18 protein-coding genes and 2 pseudogenes are annotated in these 19,771 nt (G+C 46.8%); 4 read left to right on the top strand and 16 right to left on the bottom strand.

Features of this window, described 5'->3' with window-relative positions; all coding sequences use genetic code 11:
* The first annotated feature begins 135 nt into the window (after positions 1-135).
* Together K0036_RS03225 and saoX are read left to right on the top strand one after the other, a co-directional pair.
* A complete protein-coding gene (locus tag K0036_RS03225; RefSeq protein WP_220430738.1) occupies positions 136-1,290 on the top strand; it encodes a double-cubane-cluster-containing anaerobic reductase in 1,155 nt (384 codons plus the stop codon).
* Between the two features lie 175 nt (positions 1,291-1,465).
* Positions 1,466-2,746, top strand: a complete 1,281-nt coding sequence (gene saoX, locus K0036_RS03220) for an ABC transporter substrate-binding subunit SaoX (RefSeq protein WP_173693615.1) — start codon at positions 1,466-1,468, stop codon at positions 2,744-2,746.
* A 40-nt stretch (positions 2,747-2,786) separates the two neighbouring features.
* Here saoX and K0036_RS03215 read toward each other — a convergent pair whose 3' ends face one another.
* A complete protein-coding gene (locus K0036_RS03215) occupies positions 2,787-4,436 on the bottom strand; it encodes a sensor histidine kinase (protein WP_025645271.1) in 1,650 nt (549 codons plus the stop codon).
* Between the two features lie 87 nt (positions 4,437-4,523).
* Between K0036_RS03215 and K0036_RS03210 the strand changes: the two genes are divergently transcribed.
* On the top strand, positions 4,524-5,219 hold the full coding sequence (locus tag K0036_RS03210; RefSeq protein ID WP_025645273.1) for a response regulator transcription factor: 696 nt from the start codon (positions 4,524-4,526) through the stop codon (positions 5,217-5,219).
* A 54-nt stretch (positions 5,220-5,273) separates the two neighbouring features.
* Here the strand turns inward: K0036_RS03210 and saoC are convergent.
* Positions 5,274-5,588: pseudogene (gene saoC, locus K0036_RS18975) on the bottom strand (Cys-Cys-COOH (seleno)protein SaoC); the annotation flags it as partial.
* Positions 5,589-5,600: 12 nt separating this feature from the next.
* Positions 5,601-5,816: a hypothetical protein gene (locus K0036_RS18970; RefSeq protein WP_259283378.1), complete on the bottom strand. Its 216-nt coding sequence runs from the start codon at positions 5,814-5,816 to the stop codon at positions 5,601-5,603.
* Positions 5,817-6,102: 286 nt separating this feature from the next.
* Here K0036_RS18970 and K0036_RS03200 point away from each other — a divergent pair, with 286 nt between their 5' ends.
* The gene (locus K0036_RS03200) at positions 6,103-6,474 is read left to right on the top strand and encodes a metal-dependent transcriptional regulator (protein WP_025645277.1); all 372 of its coding nucleotides are present in this window, start codon (positions 6,103-6,105) and stop codon (positions 6,472-6,474) included.
* Here K0036_RS03200 and K0036_RS03195 read toward each other — a convergent pair.
* From K0036_RS03195 to K0036_RS03135, 13 genes and pseudogenes are all read right to left on the bottom strand, one after another.
* Positions 6,471-8,201, bottom strand: a complete 1,731-nt coding sequence (locus tag K0036_RS03195; RefSeq protein WP_025645278.1) for an ABC transporter ATP-binding protein — start codon at positions 8,199-8,201, stop codon at positions 6,471-6,473. The genes K0036_RS03200 and K0036_RS03195 overlap by 4 nt on opposite strands.
* Positions 8,198-9,973 carry an ABC transporter ATP-binding protein gene (locus tag K0036_RS03190; RefSeq protein ID WP_025645280.1) on the bottom strand — a complete coding sequence of 592 codons (1,776 nt, stop codon included), beginning with the start codon at positions 9,971-9,973 and terminating at the stop codon, positions 8,198-8,200. The genes K0036_RS03195 and K0036_RS03190 overlap by 4 nt, the downstream gene beginning before the upstream one ends.
* A gap of 98 nt (positions 9,974-10,071) precedes the next feature.
* Positions 10,072-10,690 (bottom strand): annotated as a pseudogene (locus K0036_RS03185) (TetR/AcrR family transcriptional regulator).
* A gap of 119 nt (positions 10,691-10,809) precedes the next feature.
* Positions 10,810-11,520, bottom strand: a complete 711-nt coding sequence (locus tag K0036_RS03180; RefSeq protein WP_025645284.1) for an ABC transporter permease — start codon at positions 11,518-11,520, stop codon at positions 10,810-10,812.
* An 18-nt stretch (positions 11,521-11,538) separates the two neighbouring features.
* Positions 11,539-12,447: an ABC transporter ATP-binding protein gene (locus K0036_RS03175; RefSeq protein WP_025645286.1), complete on the bottom strand. Its 909-nt coding sequence runs from the start codon at positions 12,445-12,447 to the stop codon at positions 11,539-11,541.
* A gap of 95 nt (positions 12,448-12,542) precedes the next feature.
* Complete coding sequence (locus K0036_RS03170) at positions 12,543-13,484, bottom strand: sensor histidine kinase (protein ID WP_025645288.1); 942 nt, start codon at positions 13,482-13,484, stop codon at positions 12,543-12,545.
* A gap of 2 nt (positions 13,485-13,486) precedes the next feature.
* On the bottom strand, positions 13,487-14,182 hold the full coding sequence (locus K0036_RS03165) for a response regulator transcription factor (RefSeq protein ID WP_004605373.1): 696 nt from the start codon (positions 14,180-14,182) through the stop codon (positions 13,487-13,489).
* Positions 14,183-14,414: 232 nt separating this feature from the next.
* Positions 14,415-15,518, bottom strand: coding sequence for a DUF362 domain-containing protein (locus K0036_RS03160; protein WP_009249865.1), 1,104 nt, complete (start codon positions 15,516-15,518; stop codon positions 14,415-14,417).
* A gap of 89 nt (positions 15,519-15,607) precedes the next feature.
* On the bottom strand, positions 15,608-16,444 hold the full coding sequence (locus K0036_RS03155) for an Rpn family recombination-promoting nuclease/putative transposase (RefSeq protein WP_220430737.1): 837 nt from the start codon (positions 16,442-16,444) through the stop codon (positions 15,608-15,610).
* A gap of 249 nt (positions 16,445-16,693) precedes the next feature.
* Positions 16,694-17,833: an ABC transporter permease gene (locus K0036_RS03150; protein WP_220430736.1), complete on the bottom strand. Its 1,140-nt coding sequence runs from the start codon at positions 17,831-17,833 to the stop codon at positions 16,694-16,696.
* Positions 17,826-18,533: an ABC transporter ATP-binding protein gene (locus K0036_RS03145; protein WP_004605369.1), complete on the bottom strand. Its 708-nt coding sequence runs from the start codon at positions 18,531-18,533 to the stop codon at positions 17,826-17,828. The genes K0036_RS03150 and K0036_RS03145 overlap by 8 nt, the downstream gene beginning before the upstream one ends.
* On the bottom strand, positions 18,524-19,228 hold the full coding sequence (locus tag K0036_RS03140; protein WP_025645298.1) for a hypothetical protein: 705 nt from the start codon (positions 19,226-19,228) through the stop codon (positions 18,524-18,526). The genes K0036_RS03145 and K0036_RS03140 overlap by 10 nt, the downstream gene beginning before the upstream one ends.
* Positions 19,200-19,682 carry an RNA polymerase sigma factor gene (locus K0036_RS03135; RefSeq protein WP_025645301.1) on the bottom strand — a complete coding sequence of 161 codons (483 nt, stop codon included), beginning with the start codon at positions 19,680-19,682 and terminating at the stop codon, positions 19,200-19,202. Before K0036_RS03135 ends, K0036_RS03140 begins: the two co-directional genes overlap by 29 nt.
* Positions 19,683-19,771 lie beyond the last annotated feature (89 nt).

Here is a 19,771-nt window from a genome sequence, read left to right as displayed (position 1 = left end):
TTTTAAAAGTCCTTTTAAGTTATGTCTAATAGATTGTATTTATATAGTTATTGACTATTTCGATTTCAAATTCATGACAATCTCCTCTATAATATCTAGTAATGAATCTTACTAAATACAAAGGAGGTATTTTATATGCCTGAATTCGTTCTGCCGGATAATTTCGAGACCTACCCTGAGGCCAGGAAAAAAGCATTTCTTACCATGAAAGAACTAAAAGAGCAAGGCCGGCGCATCGTGGGGGTCTTCTGTACTTATACTCCCTGGGAACTGATCAACGCGGCCGATGCGGTAGCCGTGGTGCTATGCGGCATCGGAGATGACAATATTCCGGCTGCCGAGATCAGGCTTCCCAAAAACCTATGTCCGCTGATCAAGGCAAGTTATGGCGCGGCCGTTACGGATCGCTGTCCATTCTTCTATTTTTCCGATATGGTCCTTGCGGAGACGACCTGTGACGGAAAGAAGAAAATGTATGAATTGATGAGGGAGTTAAAGCATTGCCATATCATGCAGCTTCCGCCTGGAAAGACCGGCAGCGGAGCCTTGGAATTCTGGAAGCAGGAAGTCATCAGCGTGAAGGAAGATCTGGAACAGTTCTATGGCATAGAGATAACGGATGACAAGCTTCGAAGCGCCATTCGCTTAAGAAACAGGGAACGCAAGGCCGTCCTTGACTTTTTCGAGGTTGCAAGGCTCAAGCCTTCCCCAATCACCGGCTACGAAATCAGTACCGTTATCTCCTCCAATGAGTTTTCCCCTGACCTGGAAGAAAAGATCGCTTTCCTTGAAAAGCGTACCGCTGAATTAAAGGACCTGTACGAACGCGAATATAAAGGCAAGCCATCCAGGCCCAGGATTCTGATTACCGGATGCCCGACTACCGGCGTAATGGACAAAATCATACGGCGTATCGAGGAACTGGGGGCGGACGTTGTGGGATTCGAGAACTGCTGCGGTCCCCGCGAGAAAAAGGATCCCATCGACGAAACGAAAGATCCGATCACTGCGATTGCCGAAAAATATCTCCGGGTAAACTGCTCTGTCATGAGTCCGAATCCCGGAAGGCTGGAAGCGCTTGATGTTCAGATCGATGAATATCAGGTGGATGGAGTCGTGGAGGTGCTTCTGCAGGCCTGCCATACATTTGCCATAGAGTCTGATGCGGTCAAGACCTTCGTCACAAAGGAAAAACACATTCCTTATATTGCCATCAATACCGACTATTCTCCATCCGACCAGGCACAGATCAATACCCGTCTGGGTGCCTTTATTGAATTATTACAGTAGCATTTATAGAAGACGGTTTGCGGACTGTCTTCTTTTATTTGCATTTCCTATATTTATCTGCTTATTTATTTGAAATTGCGATATTGAGACTGTCAACTTTATATTCGGCGTGCCTTCTGGTATTATCATATTACCAAATATTAACAAAAATTAATATTTTCAAGGAGGAAGAATTATGAAGAGAAGATTTCTAGCGGCTCTTCTTGTTGTTACGCTTCTGGTACCGGTGATCACCGCCTGCCACGACAGCAGCACACAGACCGCTACCAAGGATGTAAAGGCCACGGGATATGATCCCAAAGAAGCGGTTAAGGATTTCGATTTCGGCGATCTGTCAGAAGAGGAGAAGAACTATACCGTAGAAATGGGCTATTTCAACTGCGATCATATGGTTGCCGGAATTATCGGCGAAAAGGCTGGCATCTACAAGGCCATGGGGCTTAATGTAAATGTGACCAAATCCGCCGAAACCTTAAAGGCTCTTACAAGCGGCGCAATGGATGTCGGCTACACCGGTATCGAAGGCGCGATCCTGGCAGTCAATAAGGGGGCTCCGTTCTGCATGGCCGCCGCGAACCACATGGGAGGCTCCCGCTACCTGGTCGTAAGCAATGATATCGAAAAGCCGGAGGATCTGGTTGGAAAGACTATTGGCTCAATGACCGCCACCCCAGAAATTGACCCGGAATTCCTTACATGGTCCGAGAAACTTGGAATCCCGGCAGATGCCGGCAGTTATAACATCGTGGATATGGGGCAGCAGGATGCCTGCTTTGCCTTAAAAGCGGGCCAGATCGATGCATTTACCTGCTGCGATCCTTATGCGTCCATCGCTGAATTTGAAGGATTTGGAAAGATCATGGGAATTGGCTGGGGCGCCGCTGACGTGGATGCCGAATCAACCGCCGACACATGGGGACTTTGCTGCATCTATGCTATGTCCAACGAGTTCAAAGACAATCACCCGGAACTTGCAAGACGGCTTGTATACGCCCACCAGCTGGCAATCAAATATATGTACGAGCATCCTTACAATGCCGCCATGATGTTTGCAGACGGATTTGACGTTGATCCATACGTTGCCCTGCGCACGATTTACATGAAGACGGTAGCGGAAGGCCGTACCATCACCTGGCATTTTACGGAACAGAATATTGAGAATTATGAACATTATTTCACACAGTATCCTCAGATACCGGAAGAAGAAATTCCTAAAGTAAATGACGTCAGCAAATTTATGTCAACCGAGATATCCGAGGATGCAGGCGTCGATGATTTCGAGTCATTTATAAAGGAAAGCATTGATCCGGTGATGCCGATCGGCATGACCTTTGAAGACTGGTATAATAAAGCAAAAGAAATAGACAATATCTCAGAGAAGGAAGCAGTGGATATCGCCGATACAGCCACCTCTTATCTGAATAAAGATCTAAAAGACAGAGAAACCTATGAATAAAACAAAATCCGGCCTCTTAATCAAGATGGCCGGATTTCTTTTATTCTTGGCTGTTTTCTATCCAGGGGAAATCCAGAATGAATGTAGTTCCCTTTCCCGTCCGGCTTTTTACGCGGATGACTCCGCCATGCTCTTCCGTCAGCCGTCTGACGACGGTAAGGCCTATCCCATTGCCCTCCTTTTCCTCCTTTGTTGTAAAGAATGGCTCAAAAATTCGCTGTTGGATCTCTTCCGGTATTCCTCCTCCATCGTCTTCTACCACAAGCCTGACCATGCGCTCATCCTGCGTGCTCAGTCCGAACTGTATCTTTATCTTTCCACATTTCTCCCCAATCGCGTTCATTCCATTGGTTACCAGATTCAGTATAATCTGGTTGAGGGCTCCTATCTGTCCCTTGATATAGTATTTGGTCCTGCATATAGATGTCTCAAACTTTATATTAGCGGGAATCAGGCGCTCTACCATTCTTACGCTGCTTTCGACTGCGAAAGTTGCATTATAGACGGTCATTACCTTCTTTGCCCTCCCCTGCCTGCTATATTCCAAAAGCTGGCGCGCAAGCACCTCGCAGCGGCTGACCGCATCCGACATTTCATTTGCCTCCTGGGCCAGTTCCTTTTGTACCTCCTCATTTTCACAGAGCAATTCGCTGTACAGTACGATCGGCGTCATAAGATTATTGAATTCATGCGCAATGGCCCCTGATAGCACCGTCATTGTTTTCGAATGATTATACTTCTGCATAAGATTCTCCTGGTTCTCAAGTGCCTTATTTGCTTCATTCAGTTCCTTTTCATGCTGTAATTCCATCTTCAGTTTTTCCTCTTCCCTGTGCTGCTCTGCCATGCGGCATAAGAAGATGCCAAGCCATACCAGCAGAGCCAGACCCAGCACGGAAAGATAAAGGGCGATCCTGTCTATGGGCTCCACAATACTGTCATAGTTTTCTATAATGCATAAAATAAATTTCTCGCCCGCGAATTCTGCCGAGTCATAGGCAACCAGCTTGCGCGTGCGTTCGGGAGTCCCCTGCCGAACCTGATAGGACCAGACGATTCGGCATCCATCGCCTTCATCCCCTGCCAGGGAAAATTCTTCTGCCTCCCCATGCCCTCCTGACATGACCGTAGTCCCGTCAGCCTCTTTTACCACGCAGTATCCCTGATTTCCAAGTTTCAGGTTGGACAATGCCTGCTCTTCTTCATAGATATCATCCAGGTTTAATTCTACCTGCACATATCCTGCAAGACTTCTGTCTATGTACACGGCTTTCGTCAAATATAAAGCGTAGTAGCCTTCCTCCTGATGGCAGACCGGCCCTGCAATTACCTCTCCGGGCCTTGTCCCGGCTTCCTTGCATGCCTCTTCCTCCCATTTTTTTAAAGCCTCCATCTTATCTTCCGGGATATATCTGCTTTTCTCGCCTGTCTTTAGCATATTCTGCTGGATATCTTCTTCATTGTCCATATCTCCGGATAACGCCGCATATACCAGATTGCTCTTTGCCTTAAGGCTCGTCTCAAGACTATGGGCGCTTACTCTTGCAATGCCTGCCATGCTTTCTTTCTCGTTATTGACAATCGTCTTCTTGACGGTCTGGTAGCAGAAGAATGCAATCAATAGAATCAGCGCCGTGACTGCCGCTGTAATCCATATCCGTATTCGTCTGGTCTTCTTTCCATTCTTCATCTTATGCTCCTTCGACGGTTGACTTTAAAATTCCAGGCAGATATAATCTACCTATGGCTATTATAGCAGAAAGACGGGTGTAACAATATGTCAAATATATCAGTCCTGATCATTGATGATGAGACTGCCGTTCAGAAGGCTGTCAGCGCAGTCTTAAAGCGCGAGCAAATGGACGTATCCTGTGCGGGCAGCGGACAGCTTGCCCTGGATATCCTCAAGGAAAATACCTTTGATATCATTCTCCTGGATGTTATCATGCCGGAGCAGGGCGGCTTTGACCTGCTGGCAGAACTGCGCAGGCGCAGGATCTATACGCCTGTCATCCTTCTCAGCGGCAAAACGGAAGACGCAGCCCAGGTGGAGGGCCTGGGACTTGGCGCAGATGATTATATCACCAAGCCCTTCAGCAAGACTGTGCTTGTCTCCAAAATCCAGGCAATCGTGCGCCGCACACGCCAATACGTCACAACTGCAGAGAGCATACAGTCGCCTATACAAAAGGGGCCTTTTACCTTGCATATGAATTCTCAGACCATATTTAAGCATGGGAAAGAGATTGCGCTTACTTCCAAGGAATTCGCCCTTCTCTGCCTGTTTATGGATCATCCCGGACATACATTCTCGAAACAGGAACTATTTCAGGAAGTTTGGAAAAATGATGGTTCCGACAACAATACGATTCTGGTATATATCAAAAAACTACGCGGCAAGATCGAGGACGACCCTTCCCAGCCATTCCATATACGTACGGTATGGGGAAAGGGATATCAGTTCTTCCTGTAAGATGAAATAGCAAAGAATGAAAAGGGGGATGCGATAACATCCCCTTTTTGCACTCTAGCAGCAGTCTTCCATGCCTTCCCCAAACAGATCGACCATTTCTCCATCAATCATACGGTAGATGGCATAGCCTACCGCTCCCTTTTTCTCTCCTGTTACGATTATCTCGATCTCTCCTTCTTTATCAATATTCTTAAACTGTATTTTCTGGTTTTCAATCGGCCCCGGTATCGGCGTGGTAAAATTATAATTTACTCCGTCTCCGCTGTCTATCACAGCCACCGTCCTTGTAAGTTCCTTCTCAGTATAGATCACGATCAGATCCTTACATCCATCGTCCGTTACATCTTCCTCGCAGGCTAGCACTACGGAAGCTTCCGGAAATTATTCCTTGAACTTCCCAAGTATCTGATTGCTATCATCCACTGGCTTAGCATACTCGACTTCTCTTTTAGTTTTTCTTGCCTCTGTCTGCGTAATCTGCTTCTCGCCTTCCTTTCCCTCCAATGCATTATGCACTGCAAAGGCTGCCAGTAAGACCAGGACGGCTATCAGGCATTTACCCTTGACGCTTCTCCAAAACTTTTTTAATATATCCATATATTTTCCTCTTATGTTCTCAAATTCGCATACAGATATATTATAACATCCAATGAATCTTGGCAATTAATATTGAAATTCTTGATAAATCATATTTCATCTTTCTCTCCACTCTCTGTTCGACTATTATGGCGGCCCTTGTCTCTTGCCCCATTTCTGATTTCTACGCCAAAGACCGCCTTCTGAGATTTGCCGGCTACAATAACAGTATTCTTGCCGTTTTCATTAGTTGATTTTAGGATATCTTTTTGATATCCTATATTTATATATAAAAGGAGCCTAAACTATGAATTTACAAGAATCTGGCGAAATGTATCTGGAAACTATTTACATTCTCTCTCAGAAAACCAGTGCCGTCCGATCATTAGATGTTGCCGAATATATGAATTTCTCCAAGCCTAGTGTTAGCCGTGCAGTGAGGCTTCTAAAGCAGGGAGGATATATCACTGTTGATCAGGAGGGACATCTTCATTTAACCAAGCTTGGGACGGAAATTGCGGCAAAGATTTACGAGCGTCATACCCTGCTGGCCGAACTCCTAGTGCGTTTGGGCGTAGATGAAAAGACAGCGGCAGACGATGCCTGTAAAATTGAACATGACATCAGCGATAAATCTTTTGCTGCAATCAAGAAATATGCAAGGGAAACCCTCCCCTAAATCCCCCATTCCTGACTCATGGCCTGTAATTCTACCATATGGGAATAGATTTTTCCTGTATCCATCAGTTCCGATGGGCTTCCCTGTTCTGCCACCACGCCATCCGCTAGCACGACGACTTTATCTGCTCCGCTTACAGTACGCATACGGTGGGCGATGACAAGAACAGTTTTGTGCTGAATCAGCCGTGACAATGCTGCCTGGATCAGCGTTTCATTTTCCACATCAAGGCTTGCCGTGGCTTCATCCAGCAAAATGATCGGCGCGTCTTTCAGAAACGCACGTGCAATCGAGATCCGCTGTCTTTCTCCGCCGGAGAGTTCACAGCCATTTTCACCAATCATGCTCTGATAGCCATCCGGAAGTTGCGAGGCAAATTCTTCACAATTCGCAAGTCTCGCCGCTGCAATCACTTCTTCATCCGTTGCGTCTTTTCTGCCAATCCTGATATTTTCCATGATCGTATTATTGAATAGCGTCACATCCTGAAACACTATAGAATATAGAGACAGCAATGATTCCGGCTCTATCTGCGTGACATCCATGCCACCAACTGTAATCTTCCCTTTATCAATATCCCAAAATCTTGCTGCCAAACGGGATACCGTCGTTTTTCCGCCGCCGGATGGTCCCACCAGGGCGGTAACTTCTCCCTGCCTTGCCGTAAAGGACACCTCCTTTAGAACCGTCTCGCCGCTACGATATGCAAATCCTACATGGTCGAATACAATGTCGCATCCCTGGTTGGTCAAAACGGCATTTCCTGTCTGAACCGGATGATCTAGGATTTCGTTCATACGGTTTATGTTGGTCTTGGTAGCAATAATCGCTGCAAGATTCTGCAAGGCGCCTTCAAGAGGAGCATAAAGCCTTGAGGCCACAAGCAGGAATAGAAAGAACATCGGGATGTCAATCTCTCCCCGGATGAGCAGTGCAGAGCCTGCAAGCGCGACCGTAGAGATTCCAAACTTCAATATCAGAGTTGAGGATACGACAAACAGCGCTGTTCCCAGTTCCGTAAAAATGTGACGCTTTTCCGCGTAATCAATTTTTTTCTCAAGTCCCTTTAAATAATTTATTTCCGCATTGTTCGCTTTCAAATCTTGCAGGGTTTCGATACATTCCTGCACGCCATTTTCTACTTCTACATTTGCAGCTACCGACTTATTGTTAAAATACTCCTGTATGCGCGCAGAAAAAAAAGTAATTGTAAAGGCTACAGGTAGTACCCAGACCGCGGCAAGCGCCATCCGCCAGTCATAGGAAAACAAGCCAATCGCAATCAGGGTGGTGGAAATCATGGAACCCGCCAGTGCCGGCACATAATGCGAAAACGCCGTTTCCAGCGTGGCACAGTCTCCCATGATCGAACTTGTCAGATCCGCAAGGTCTTTCTTGCCGAAGAATGAAAGTGGTATTTTCCGAAGTTTTTCTGCCAAAGAGATACGCCGCACACCGCTTTCAACATAAGTAGCCAGATACGTGGCATTGTATTGAAAATAAGTCGCGGCAAAGATAAGCGCTAGGCAAGCAAGGCATCCTGCCCCATAAAAAACAAGCTTTTCTCCACTAAGCCTACCCCCCATCAGATCTACCACGAATTGATATAGCAGGCCCACCGGCAGCATAAAAGAAATATCCTGAGCCACGCAGGCAAGGCAGCCTTTGATTAAGTCAATCGCACCCTGCCTTGATAAAGCAAAACGCCTCTGTAACAATCCGATCATACACGTACCTCCTTTTCAATCTTCCATTTTGCCGCTTGGGAATAATTTTCCCACATACGGGCAAAAATACCTTTTTTCTTTACCAGCTGCGTATGGGTGCCGCATTCAGCGATCTCTCCATTTTGCAGTACATAGATGCAGTCTGCGTCTACGATAGAAGAAAGCCTGTGCGCTATCATAATCACTGTCTTGCCTTGCGATAGCGTGGATAGCGCTTTCTGGACGCGTACTTCATTATCAGGATCGGCAAATGCAGTGGCCTCATCCAGAATAAGGATTGGCGCGTTTTTCAAAATGGCCCTCGCAATGGCGACACGCTGCTGCTCGCCGCCGGATAAGTAGGTTTCTTTCGTTCCCACCACAGTGTCGATTCCCTTCGGAAGTTTCCCAATAATATCCATGCACTGTGCCGCTTTGAGCGCCTCCAGCACATCTTCCCTTGTCGCTTCCGGTCTTGCCATACGTACATTCTCGAGAATGGATGCTTTGATCAAATGGCTATTTTGGAAAACAAAAGATACCTGATCCATCAAAATTTCTTTCGGAATACTGCGAATATCCGTGTTTCCAATCAAAACGCGCCCATTTTGAGGATCAAAAAACCGTGCTACAAGATTCGCAAGCGTAGTCTTTCCTCCTCCTGATTCTCCTACCAGGGCGACCGTCTGTCCTTGCGCTATGGATAAAGAAACATCCGTTAGGGCATCTTTTACGCCATCATAACTGTAACTGACGTGTTCCAGCGCGACCGAGTGCCCGGATGGCATCTTGGGGACAGCCTCATATGGAAGCACGGTTTCGCAAAGCAGACTGTCGATTCGTTTAATGGCATCCTCCACGATCATAGAGTCCTCGCTCATAAACATGATCTTTGTCAGCGTCGTGCCGATTACCGGAGTAACAACGATATAAAAAATCAGATTGAGTAGAAATTCATTCGTCACGCCATTCCTGGTGGCTAATACTCCTCCAGCGATCAGAAAGGCAAATACGCCGTTGATTGCCGTGATATAAAACATCATAGGCAGACGGAGCTGTTTTGTATATGCGATCACCCATTTTTCATAATTGTCGATAGACGCTTTAAAACGTTTAAAAGAAAACACGGTCTGCCCAAACGTCTTTACAATCGGAATTCCCCTTACATATTCCACCGCTTCATTAGACATGTCAGAAAGGGAATTCTGATACTCCGTCATTTTTTCTTCCATGTTTTTGCCGGTCATTCTCATCATGATCAAAAATCCCAGCAGGACAGGAATCAGGCTTAAAACCCCCAGGCGCCAGTCAAAGGCGAACAGCAGGACCAACAGGCCGACAGGCGTCGCAATCGCTCCCGCCTTATCCGGAAGCCGGTGGGCCAGATAAGTCTCTGTTGCCGCGCTTGAATCATTGACAATCCGCCGAAGTTTACCGCTTCCGTACCTTTCTGCAACCCCCAGGGGCAGCGCCGTAATATGCCGCATCAATTCCTTTCGGATATTGGAAGCAATACGGAATGCGCTTAAGTGGGAACACATCAGAGCTCCAATGTAAATAATGACCGACAGCACAGCGAAGCCTACTGCCTGCCAGCCGTAGCCGGTAAGTTTCTGCGCCTGCAAACTGCCTGGCTCTGTCTCCAGAATGTCATGAACAATACGCCAAATGTAGTAAAATGGCACAAGGGCGATCAAGGCGCTTGCTGCCGACAAAATCCAGGAAAGATAAGTCAGGATTTTGTGCTTCCCCGCATAACCCATCAATCTTGATAAATTTGATTGTTTCTTCATATAAAACCTCCTTAAATTTTATGATATAAAGAAAAAACTTTTCTCAGATACCCCTCTTTAGTTAGCATACGCTAACTAACGTTTAAAAATTATAGGGCTTACTGCCCCATAATTTTCATCCATCCCGCAGTATAGAAAGCCCGCATCTCTTTTAGATAATGTTTCGCTTTCTTTAGCGGCATCCTATGAATGATCATTTCAAAAAAAGGTATTAAACATGCCAGTAATCAGAATATGCTCCAAATGCTCATCAATTTCCGGCACTTGCCTGCCAAGGTCCGCAAGCACCTGCAGATAGTCATGAGTTGCTTTTGTCTCTATTTCTGTCATCTCATCGATCAGTTTTGAAAAGCGGGTTCCCTCCGACTGACAGAGGATCAGGTGAAATTCATCCAAATGGTCATAAGCATACAGCAACATTTCGTGCATGCATTCACCCGAAACGGTACTTAAGTTTTCCGGCTGTCTCTGCCGCGGCAAATCGGCAAACTCCTGCTGTGCATTGCGAAAGCAGTCTAAAAACCAATCATACTGATCTTTTACTAATGCCTCGAACAGTTCCTCTTTGCTGTCGTAATATCCATAAAACGCACCTGTAGTAACTCCGGCTGTTTTCACGATATTTCTTAAAGATGCGGATTTATAGCCTTTTTCAAGAAATTCTCGCATTCCTGCTCCATGGATCAATTCCAACGTGGTCTGGTCTGCTTCGCTCACTTTTGCCTTCTCCTTCTATCTATAACACCGTTATATATCACTGTTATATAATACTAATTTTGCTTTGCTCTGTCAAGACCATTTTTCTCATACATGACGAATCACTATTTCTTGATAAATCACATCACGTCTTTCTTCTCCACCCTCTGTACCATCAGTATGGCAGCCAGCACGGATATCGCCAGAAGTACGATCGGCACCGCCAAATTGTCTTTTAACGTGGCGCCGCCAACGTTTCCCTGCATCAGGATGATCAATAAGAAGGATGATATGACTGTGACCTTGGATGATTTTGCTATCATTCCGCTCAAAAGCGCCAGCAGGCTGATGCTGATGGTGGCAGCAGACCTTATAAGCAGCTGGATATAGAAGGAGACGCTTAGCATATTGTAATCCATCGGAAAGGATGCCTTCTGACCCATCATGAAGCCCAGATTGCTGACTCCATAGCAGGCTAATTTTGCTATCACGATGCCTGCGAAGCAGAAAATGCAGACTGCCAGCATCTTCGCCGCCATAATCTTCTTCCTGTTTAACGGATAAAGAAACATCAGGTTCATGGTCTTATTCTTATATGCCCCGATGATAAATGTGGCGTGCATGGCTGCCGCAAATATCAGGAACGTTATGTCTGTAAGCAGTTCTACGTTGGTAGATACCCCCATATTGGAGATTGCCATATCCGGCACTCCTGTATCCGGGTCATTGGCGATCCCCAGAAATGTCATGGCATAGTTAAAGATCACCAGAAGCACGATCAGAATTGCCGCATTGCGTATATATTTTCCTATCTCATATTTTTCCCACTCAAGCTTGATTAATTTTCCCATTTTGATTCCTCCTAATCCCTATTCCCTTGTAAGCTTCAGGAAATAATCTTCCAAGGTGTCCTGCTTCTTGGTTACGCCTTCGATTCCTACGTTGTTCTCCGCCAGTACCTTTGAGACTCTTTCCACGGATATGCTGACGTCATAGATTCTGATTACATTGATATCAATAATCTTAAAGTTATTGATGCCAAGCTTTTCATCCAACACATAGGCAGCCTTTTTCACATCAGAAACCAAAAGTTCGATATAGGCAAAGTTCTGGTCCGTAATGGCATCCATGGAGATTTCCTGAAGCAGTTTGCCGTGATTCATGATCCCGATCGTATGGGCGACATTCTCAATCTCTGACAGTAGATGGCTGGATATAAGAATCGTAATGCCATATTCTTCGCACAGCATCCGAAGCAGATCCCTGATCTGTTTCATTCCCAGTGGATCCAGGCCATTGGTTGGCTCATCCAGGATCAGAAGTTCCGGCTTTGCCAGGACGGCCCTTGCGATTCCCAGTCTCTGCTTCATGCCCAGGGAGTAATTGCGCACCTTCTTGTCTTCCGCTCCGGCCAGGCCCAGCATATTCAATGTATCGGCAATACAGTTAGGGCTGTAATAGCCCATATATTCGCAGTGCAGCTTGAGATTTTCCTTCCCGGTCAGCCCGTCGTAGAATGTGGGATACTCGATCATGCTTCCCATCCTCTTAAGGATGTCATAAGAATTGTCATTCAGCGGCTTCCCCATCACGGTAATATACCCGGATGTCGGCTTCCACAGATTCGTGATCATCTTCATGATCGACGTCTTCCCCGCTCCATTAGGGCCAAGGAATCCATAGATCTCCCCCTTTTTCACTCTGATATTTACATCCGATACGATATCCCTGCCTGAGAGGTTCTTTGTCAGATTATGTGTTTCTAATGCGTATGTCATGTCTCTTCTTCCTTTCGTTTTCTTTATAGGTCTATCATACCGGATTCTTTTTTCAAAACTCTTGACCAATTCTTACGAAATTCTTTCGGCAGGTCTTACTGGAGATAATGATGTCTTTTCATTTTCAATGTAAATACCGTCTCCTGTCCCGGAACGCTATCAAGGGTAATATCCCCTCCCATTCTTCCCGCCAGCGTCCTGGCTATGGAAAGTCCCAGGCCATTCCCGTGCATTTCCTTATTTCTGGAGTCCTCCATCGTATACAGGCGGTCAAACACATGCGCGGCGTTTTCTTTATCAATCCCCTTTCCTTTGTCCCTGACGCGTATTTCCACCTCTTCTTCTCCCGGGATCAGGAAAATGCCAAGATATTTCCCGTCTAACCCATAGCGGATGGCATTGGTAATCAGATTAAACAGGATTCTACGGATGGCATCCTCATTTCCATATACATAGATGTCTCTCTCTGGAATCTCAATCTCCACCTGCGTGCCCCGCTCGGTCAATATGCTGTAGAAATCGGCAATACTCTGCCGGCAGATCTCGCTCAGCGATATCTTGGACAGTCCAAGATCCATATCGCCAGCCTCTATCTTAGATAGCGTAAAGAATTCTTCAACCAGTTCCATCAGCTGGCTGGCCTTCTTCTGTATCTTTAAAAGCGTCGCCGTCTCGCCTGCCCCATTCATGATCAATATCTCAAGATAGCCAAGGATTACGGTAAGCGGAGTCTTGATATCATGGGAAATATTAGATAGCATCCTCTTTGCTTCTATGCCCGCCCTTTTATACTCTGCCTTCATCCTCTGCCGGTCGTTAAGCATTCGGTTTGCCTGCATGATCAGTCCTGCCACTTCCCGGCTCCCGGTAAATTCCATCACCTTTTCATCCGTATCCTCATCCAGGATCCGTTCCATCTGGCTTGCCACTTTCTTTACATTATCTTCTAAAGCCTTATATTTCCTGTTTTCCCTGACAGATACCGCTGCCAATAGAATACAGATGGCAGCCAGAATCCCTATGATCATTCCATTCATCCTTACCCTCCAATCCGATACCCGAATCCCCACACCGTAATGATATATTCCGGGTTGCGGGCATCATCCTCAATCTTATTGCGCAGCCTGCTGATATGTACATTCACCGCATTTTCATCGCCAAGATAAGCATCTTCCCAAACCAGCGAATAAATCTGCTCCTTGGTATACACTTTCTTGGGATTTTGCATCAGCAGTCTCAATATCTCAAACTCCTTTGCGGTCAGGTCAATCTTTTTTCCCCTTTTTCGCACCGTGAAATCAGCTGGATTCAGCTGGATGTCCCCGCAAGACAAGGTCGCCGGCTCTTCCTGCTTCCGACTGCTGCCCGCCGCATACTGGTTCGTCCTTCGAAGATTTGCCTTGATCCTCGCCAGCACCTCAGCCATCACAAATGGCTTGGTTATATAGTCATCCGCCCCCAGTTCCAGCCCCAGGGACTTATCCAGAAGGCTGTCCTTCGCTGATACGATAAGGATCGGCACCACGCTCTTCTCCCGGATTGTCTTCATCACATCCATCCCGCTCATCTTCGGAATCATCAGATCCAGAAGAACCAGGTCGAATTCCCCGTCTTCAAACTTCTCACATGCCTCCAGCCCATCAAAAGCCGGGACCACTTCAAATGCCTCCTGTATCAGAAATTCCTCCAGCATCTCGCTGATCTCCCTGTCATCTTCCACCAATAATATCCTCATCTTTCCACGCCCCTAACATAAGTCAAATTCTCTATCCTCTCCATAATACCATACTCCTCCCACAAAAAATCTTTCATTTATCTTAAGTTATTCTGGACCTCTTTGCTGCTGAAGACAGCGCCCAATGTAGAAGCCGGGCCTATCAGGTGCAAAATCCCGAAGGATTTCGTGCCTGATAGGCCCGGCTTCTATTATAGCGGTATGTAAAATATAACGAGATATGAATTCCCAATTAGATTTCCACTAATTCATATTCCTGTGTCCCCAGCCCGATCTTTTCGGCATGCTCCAGGCACACCTTCCAGTTAGTTTCCGGGGCAGAATTGATGAAATGGTCATGATGTGTATGCGGCATGTCATCCAGCTGGCTTCCAGCCATCACAGGCTGCCTGTTGACCGCATCCGCACAAGCCCGATCCAGCGCCACCGGATCAAAGGACGCAAACATTCCCACATCTGGAACGATTGGGATATCGTTTTCTGAATGGCAGTCACAGTTCGGTGATACGTCGATCACTAGGCTGATATGGAAATGAGGCCTTCCCTTCACAACTGCAAGGCTGTATTCGGCAATCTTCTTATTCAGAATATCGTTGGACTCGTCGTTCGGAGGACAGACTGCGTCCTTCGGACAGACGCCGATGCATCTGCCGCAGCCTACACATTTGTCATGGTCAATAAAGGCTTTCCTATCTGTAATCTTCGGCGCATCATGGGCACACACCCGGATACAGTTGCCGCACCCGATACAATTCTCGACCTCAACGTAAGGCTTGCCTGCGCTGTGCATTTCCATCTTTCCCGCCCGGGATCCGCATCCCATGCCAATATTCTTAAGCGCGCCTCCAAATCCGGTAGACTCATGTCCTTTAAAATGGCTCAGCGTAATGAATATGTCGGCATCCATAACAGCACGTCCGATCTTGGCATTTCTTACATATTCTCCTTCTATCGGCACCTCTACTTCATCGGTTCCCTTCAATCCATCCGCGATCAGGACGTGGCATCCGGTAGAGAATGGCGAGAATCCATTCTGATACGCGGAATCCAGATGATCCAGCGCATTCTTCCTGCCACCGACATACAGCGTATTACAGTCTGTAAGAAATGGCCTGCCACCTAGTTCCTTCACAGTATTCACTACTACGGCCGCATAGTTCGGCCGTAAGAATGCCAGGTTGCCAGGCTCCCCAAAGTGCATCTTGATTGCGGTGTACTTATTTTCAAAGTCAATCTCCCCAATTCCTGCTGTCTTGATCAGGCGCTTTAACTTCTGCGGAAGATTCTCCTGGAACGTTGCCTTCATATTCGTATAATATACTTTTGATTTTTCCATTGACTTTCCCTCCTGAAAACTACTGTTGAGTCCATTATAACTCATACTGCCCCAGTTCTCTACCACAATATGACATTCTTGAAATTAGATCATCTCATCTCTGACTCCTTAAGCAGTTCTTGAACCGTCGTTTCACTCTCTTCAAGCAATTCTGCAATCTCCTTCACAGACATCCCCTTGCGATATTTCTTTGCCGCCAGTTCCCTTAATTTATTATGCGCTCCTTCTTCCTTTCCTTCTTCCCTTTCATAATATCTCTCTTCCCAAGCCTGCATATACTTCACCCCGACTTCCTCGCTGAGCCTAACCTTACGCACCCGCCTATGGATCCGCTTGATCCGCTGGCTGTCCGTGCTTGCCGCCCTCTCATCCGTGGTTTCCTCCAGATAATGCAGGAACTCTGCCAGTTCCCGGGGCACCTCGTCATCGTTTTCTCCCCGGGTATTCAGGAAGATCCGCGTCGCACCATCCTCCAGCAGGCACTCCGGCTCCTCCTCGCATCTGGCTCGAAACGTATATACATACTTCTTATACCCGAACAGGTCAAAAGGCATGATCATTATAATATACGACGTGTTCAGCCGATTGTAATCTGGCACGCCTGGCTCCAGAAGCCCGGCATCCACCAGGGACTGGTAATATCTGCTGCGCTTCGCCAGATCCGCCCTTCTCTTCTGCTGCATCTCCGTGTTATAGACGGCCTTCTCCTCATCCATGGAGAATACGTCCATCCGGATGGAGCGCAGAAGCGGCGATACCCGGAGTTCCTTCTCCGTCTCATTCTTCTCAAGCAGCGGGATGTCCCTCTGGAATATAATGCCCAGGACGTCCTGATGGATCTGGGGATCCTCCAGCACCTCGTCGAACAGGAAGCGGCTGGTAAGGTTCAACTCTTGCAATGGTATTAAGTTTTGTTTTTTGTCCATAGGTTTCTCCTTTCATCTTATCACAAGCAAAAGTCTCTTAACAGATAAAAAGTCAAAAAATCACACGCAAGCGCATCCCTCCTGACATCATTGGATTGAAATCATAACATTGGATTAATCGGCGATCTGCCATAGAATAAAAAAGAATGTCTGATTTGGTTTTTATGCTACCATAATTTCTTTGGTTCTTCAATACCAAACGGGGATTCTGCAAGATGCAGAATCCCCGAATCATATGAGCAAATATACTTATCTGCCGCTCACCTGGTAGTTTTTATATAAGCGGCCACCCAGTACGATGCATGCTGCCGCGACCGCAAGATAGACAAACGGCACCACCTGCCAGGCAGCCAGATATCTTCCGAATATCTGGAACAGCCTCACGCCGAATGGGCCTGTCGCGGAGAGGACATTGCCCGGAACCAAATCCCAGGCCTGCGCAAGCGCTCGGTACTGATCCGGTACGGTTACAAAGAGGGATACCAGCATAAATCCTACCATCACCGCCATCGGCGCTACATTGCCCCTTGCTTTCTCAGACATCAGCATTCCGGCCGCGCTATGCAGGATCGCTGCCAGAAGCCCCATCGCCATCATGATCAGCAATCGTACTCCAGCTGTCATCGCCCATGACTCCAGCGGGGCAAAAGACTGAATCGGAGCATCAAATCCTTCCAATCCATTTATCAAAAATGTAGAGATTGTTATTGCCAGAGCCAGAATCACCGTGGCCGCCAGCGAAAAGGAAATGCCTACCGCAATCTTGGCCAGATACAGCGTCTTCTTCCCCATATTCGTGCATAAGTTCAACTGATCCGTCTTTCTTATATGTTCCTCCGCGAATATGGATGGAATGCAGATGGCAATCAGAAGCGTCTGCAGCAGCCCGACAAATACCATCTGCGTGCCTGCCTCCTGGTATCCGTCTGAATATTCATATGTCAGAGGCTTTTCAATCTTCTCTTCCTGCTCTGCCATATACTTTTTTTCTCCCTTGGAAAGCCTGGCGCTCTCCCAATTTGCCTCTATATTGTTCTCACGGATCTGGTATAGTTCTTGTTCCTTTAGGCCATCAACTTCCCATCCGCCAGTGATATAGTACACCATGTTGAATAGCCCGCCGGGAATATCTGACGGGGACTCCTCCATATTTTTGAGCGTCTTCCCATCAAGCCTGGTTCCACTGGCTTCCTTGTCCTGGGCGACATGTTTTTTCTTCAGATCATATCCATTAACAGGTTCCCCATCAATGGTATAACCGGTAGCCATGTAGGAAATGCAGGACAGAAGGATGCAGGCTGCAATCATAACTGCAAGTGTTATCCATACGATCTTACGCTGAAATAATTTCTTATACTCAAAACCAGTCAGCAACCAGAAACTACGCATGTTCTCCCACCTCCTCAAACTGCTTCAAATAGAACTCTTCTAAATCTTCTCCGATCTCCTCCTGTGTTCCATTGAAAATAATCTGTCCGTCCTTCATCAGCAATATCCGGTCAGCGATATGTTCAATATCAGATACAATGTGGGTGGAGAGAATCACGATGCTTTCTTTTCCCAACGCTGCGATCATATCCCGGAAGCGCACCCTCTCTTTTGGGTCCAGCCCGGCGGTGGGCTCGTCTAAGATCAATATCCTTGGGTGGCTTAGAAGAGCCTGGGCAATTCCCAGTCTCTGCTTCATGCCCCCGGAATAAGTCTTAATCTTCTTATCTCCCATTTCTTTTAATCCCACCTCATCCAGCAGCTTTGCGCATCGCTTTTGGGCGCGGCTTTTCGTCATTCCCTTCAGCACCGCCATGTACATCAGGAAATCTCTCCCCGTAAAATTAGGATAATATCCAAAATCCTGGGGAAGATACCCCAGTTCCTTGCGGTAGTCTTCCGTTGATACATCCATATTCTCAAACATGACCGTGCCGCTTGTAGGCCGTAAAATTCCGCACAGCATACGCATCAGCGTAGTCTTTCCTGCCCCGTTTGCTCCCAGAAGTCCATATACGCCCTGATGAAGCGTCAGGGATATCCGGTCAACGGCAATCTTGTTCTTATATTGTTTCGATAATCGGTCAATGATTAATTCCATACCAGTTCCTCCGACTGTTGTAATAATTTTTTAATTTCACGCCCCGCAAGTATGGCAGCGCCCGCAAGAAGCGCAGCCCAGTAGCCGGAGCGCATTAGCCCCATGATAGAAATGTTCATCACCCCTGGCAATACAGAGGCAGCGCTCGCCAGAATCGTAATTCCAAGGCAAGAGTAGATGCTCTCCTTGCCGCTTACCTTCCTCACCAGCATGAGATTCAAAAATGTGGCCAAAAGATATGGAAGCAGAAGATAGACCCCGGCTGTCAAAAGCGAAGACCTCCTCCAAACAAAGGCTGCCAGAATCAAAAGCAGCATAAGATTGCCCAAACCGATCACGCCCATTCTTGCCATTACGATAGCCTTTAGAGAAAATCTTGATGACAGTTCCAATTCCTCCATCCCATATCTCAAAGAACGACTGTTCTCCGCTACCACAGACAACGCCAGAAACGGGACAAATGCAGATATGGGCCACAGCACTTCAAGTTCTGCCTGCCTAAGCGCAAACAGCGCTGACAGAAAAAAGACTACTGATATCAGCCAGTTCCCTTTGCGGATATAATGTACCTGCATCCTGAGGAATTCGAGATGGGTCAGTTCCGGCTCGCCGATCCTCTGAAGGAATTCATCTTTTTTAAGCGACGGAGGCGCTTCATATATTTCCTTAAGTCCTGCTTTTATCTCTTTCTTCATAATCCCCCTCCTTTCCCAACTCTTCTTTTAACTGCTTCAGGCATATCCTTAATCTGCGGTAAACCGCGAACCGGGAAATGCCCATGATTCTTCCGATATCATTGATTGGCACGTCATTGACGTACCGAAGCAGGATTAGTTCCTGTTCCTCTTCCTTAAGCTGTTTTACGGCCTTTCTAAGTTCCATCGTCTGTATCAGGCCATCCTGCTCATCCTCCCCCGCCAATTCATAGTCCTGCGGAAGCGGCATTTCCTTTTTCTTCCGATAATAATCCGTGCACAGGTTGCGGGCTATCGTGTATAGATAGGCAAGACATTTCCCTATCTCCCGGTAAGAATGGACCTCCAAAAAACGTAGGAAGGCTTCCTGCGTAATATCTTCTGCCGTCTGCTGATGCCGGATCCGCAGGTAGCAGTATCGGTACACTTTATCATACTGTTCTTCTATATCCATGGATGTATGAAGCCCTCCTTTCACTTTATTTAACGAATCATAGCACAGAAATGTGCGGCTGTGCACATAATTATTTGCAGTTCCGACTC

The sequence above is a fragment of the [Clostridium] scindens genome (assembly GCF_019597925.1).
Taxonomy (GTDB): Bacteria; Bacillota; Clostridia; order Lachnospirales; family Lachnospiraceae; genus Clostridium_AP.
Note: the sequence above shows the minus strand (reverse complement) of the source record. Positions and strands in the feature narration are given on the sequence as shown.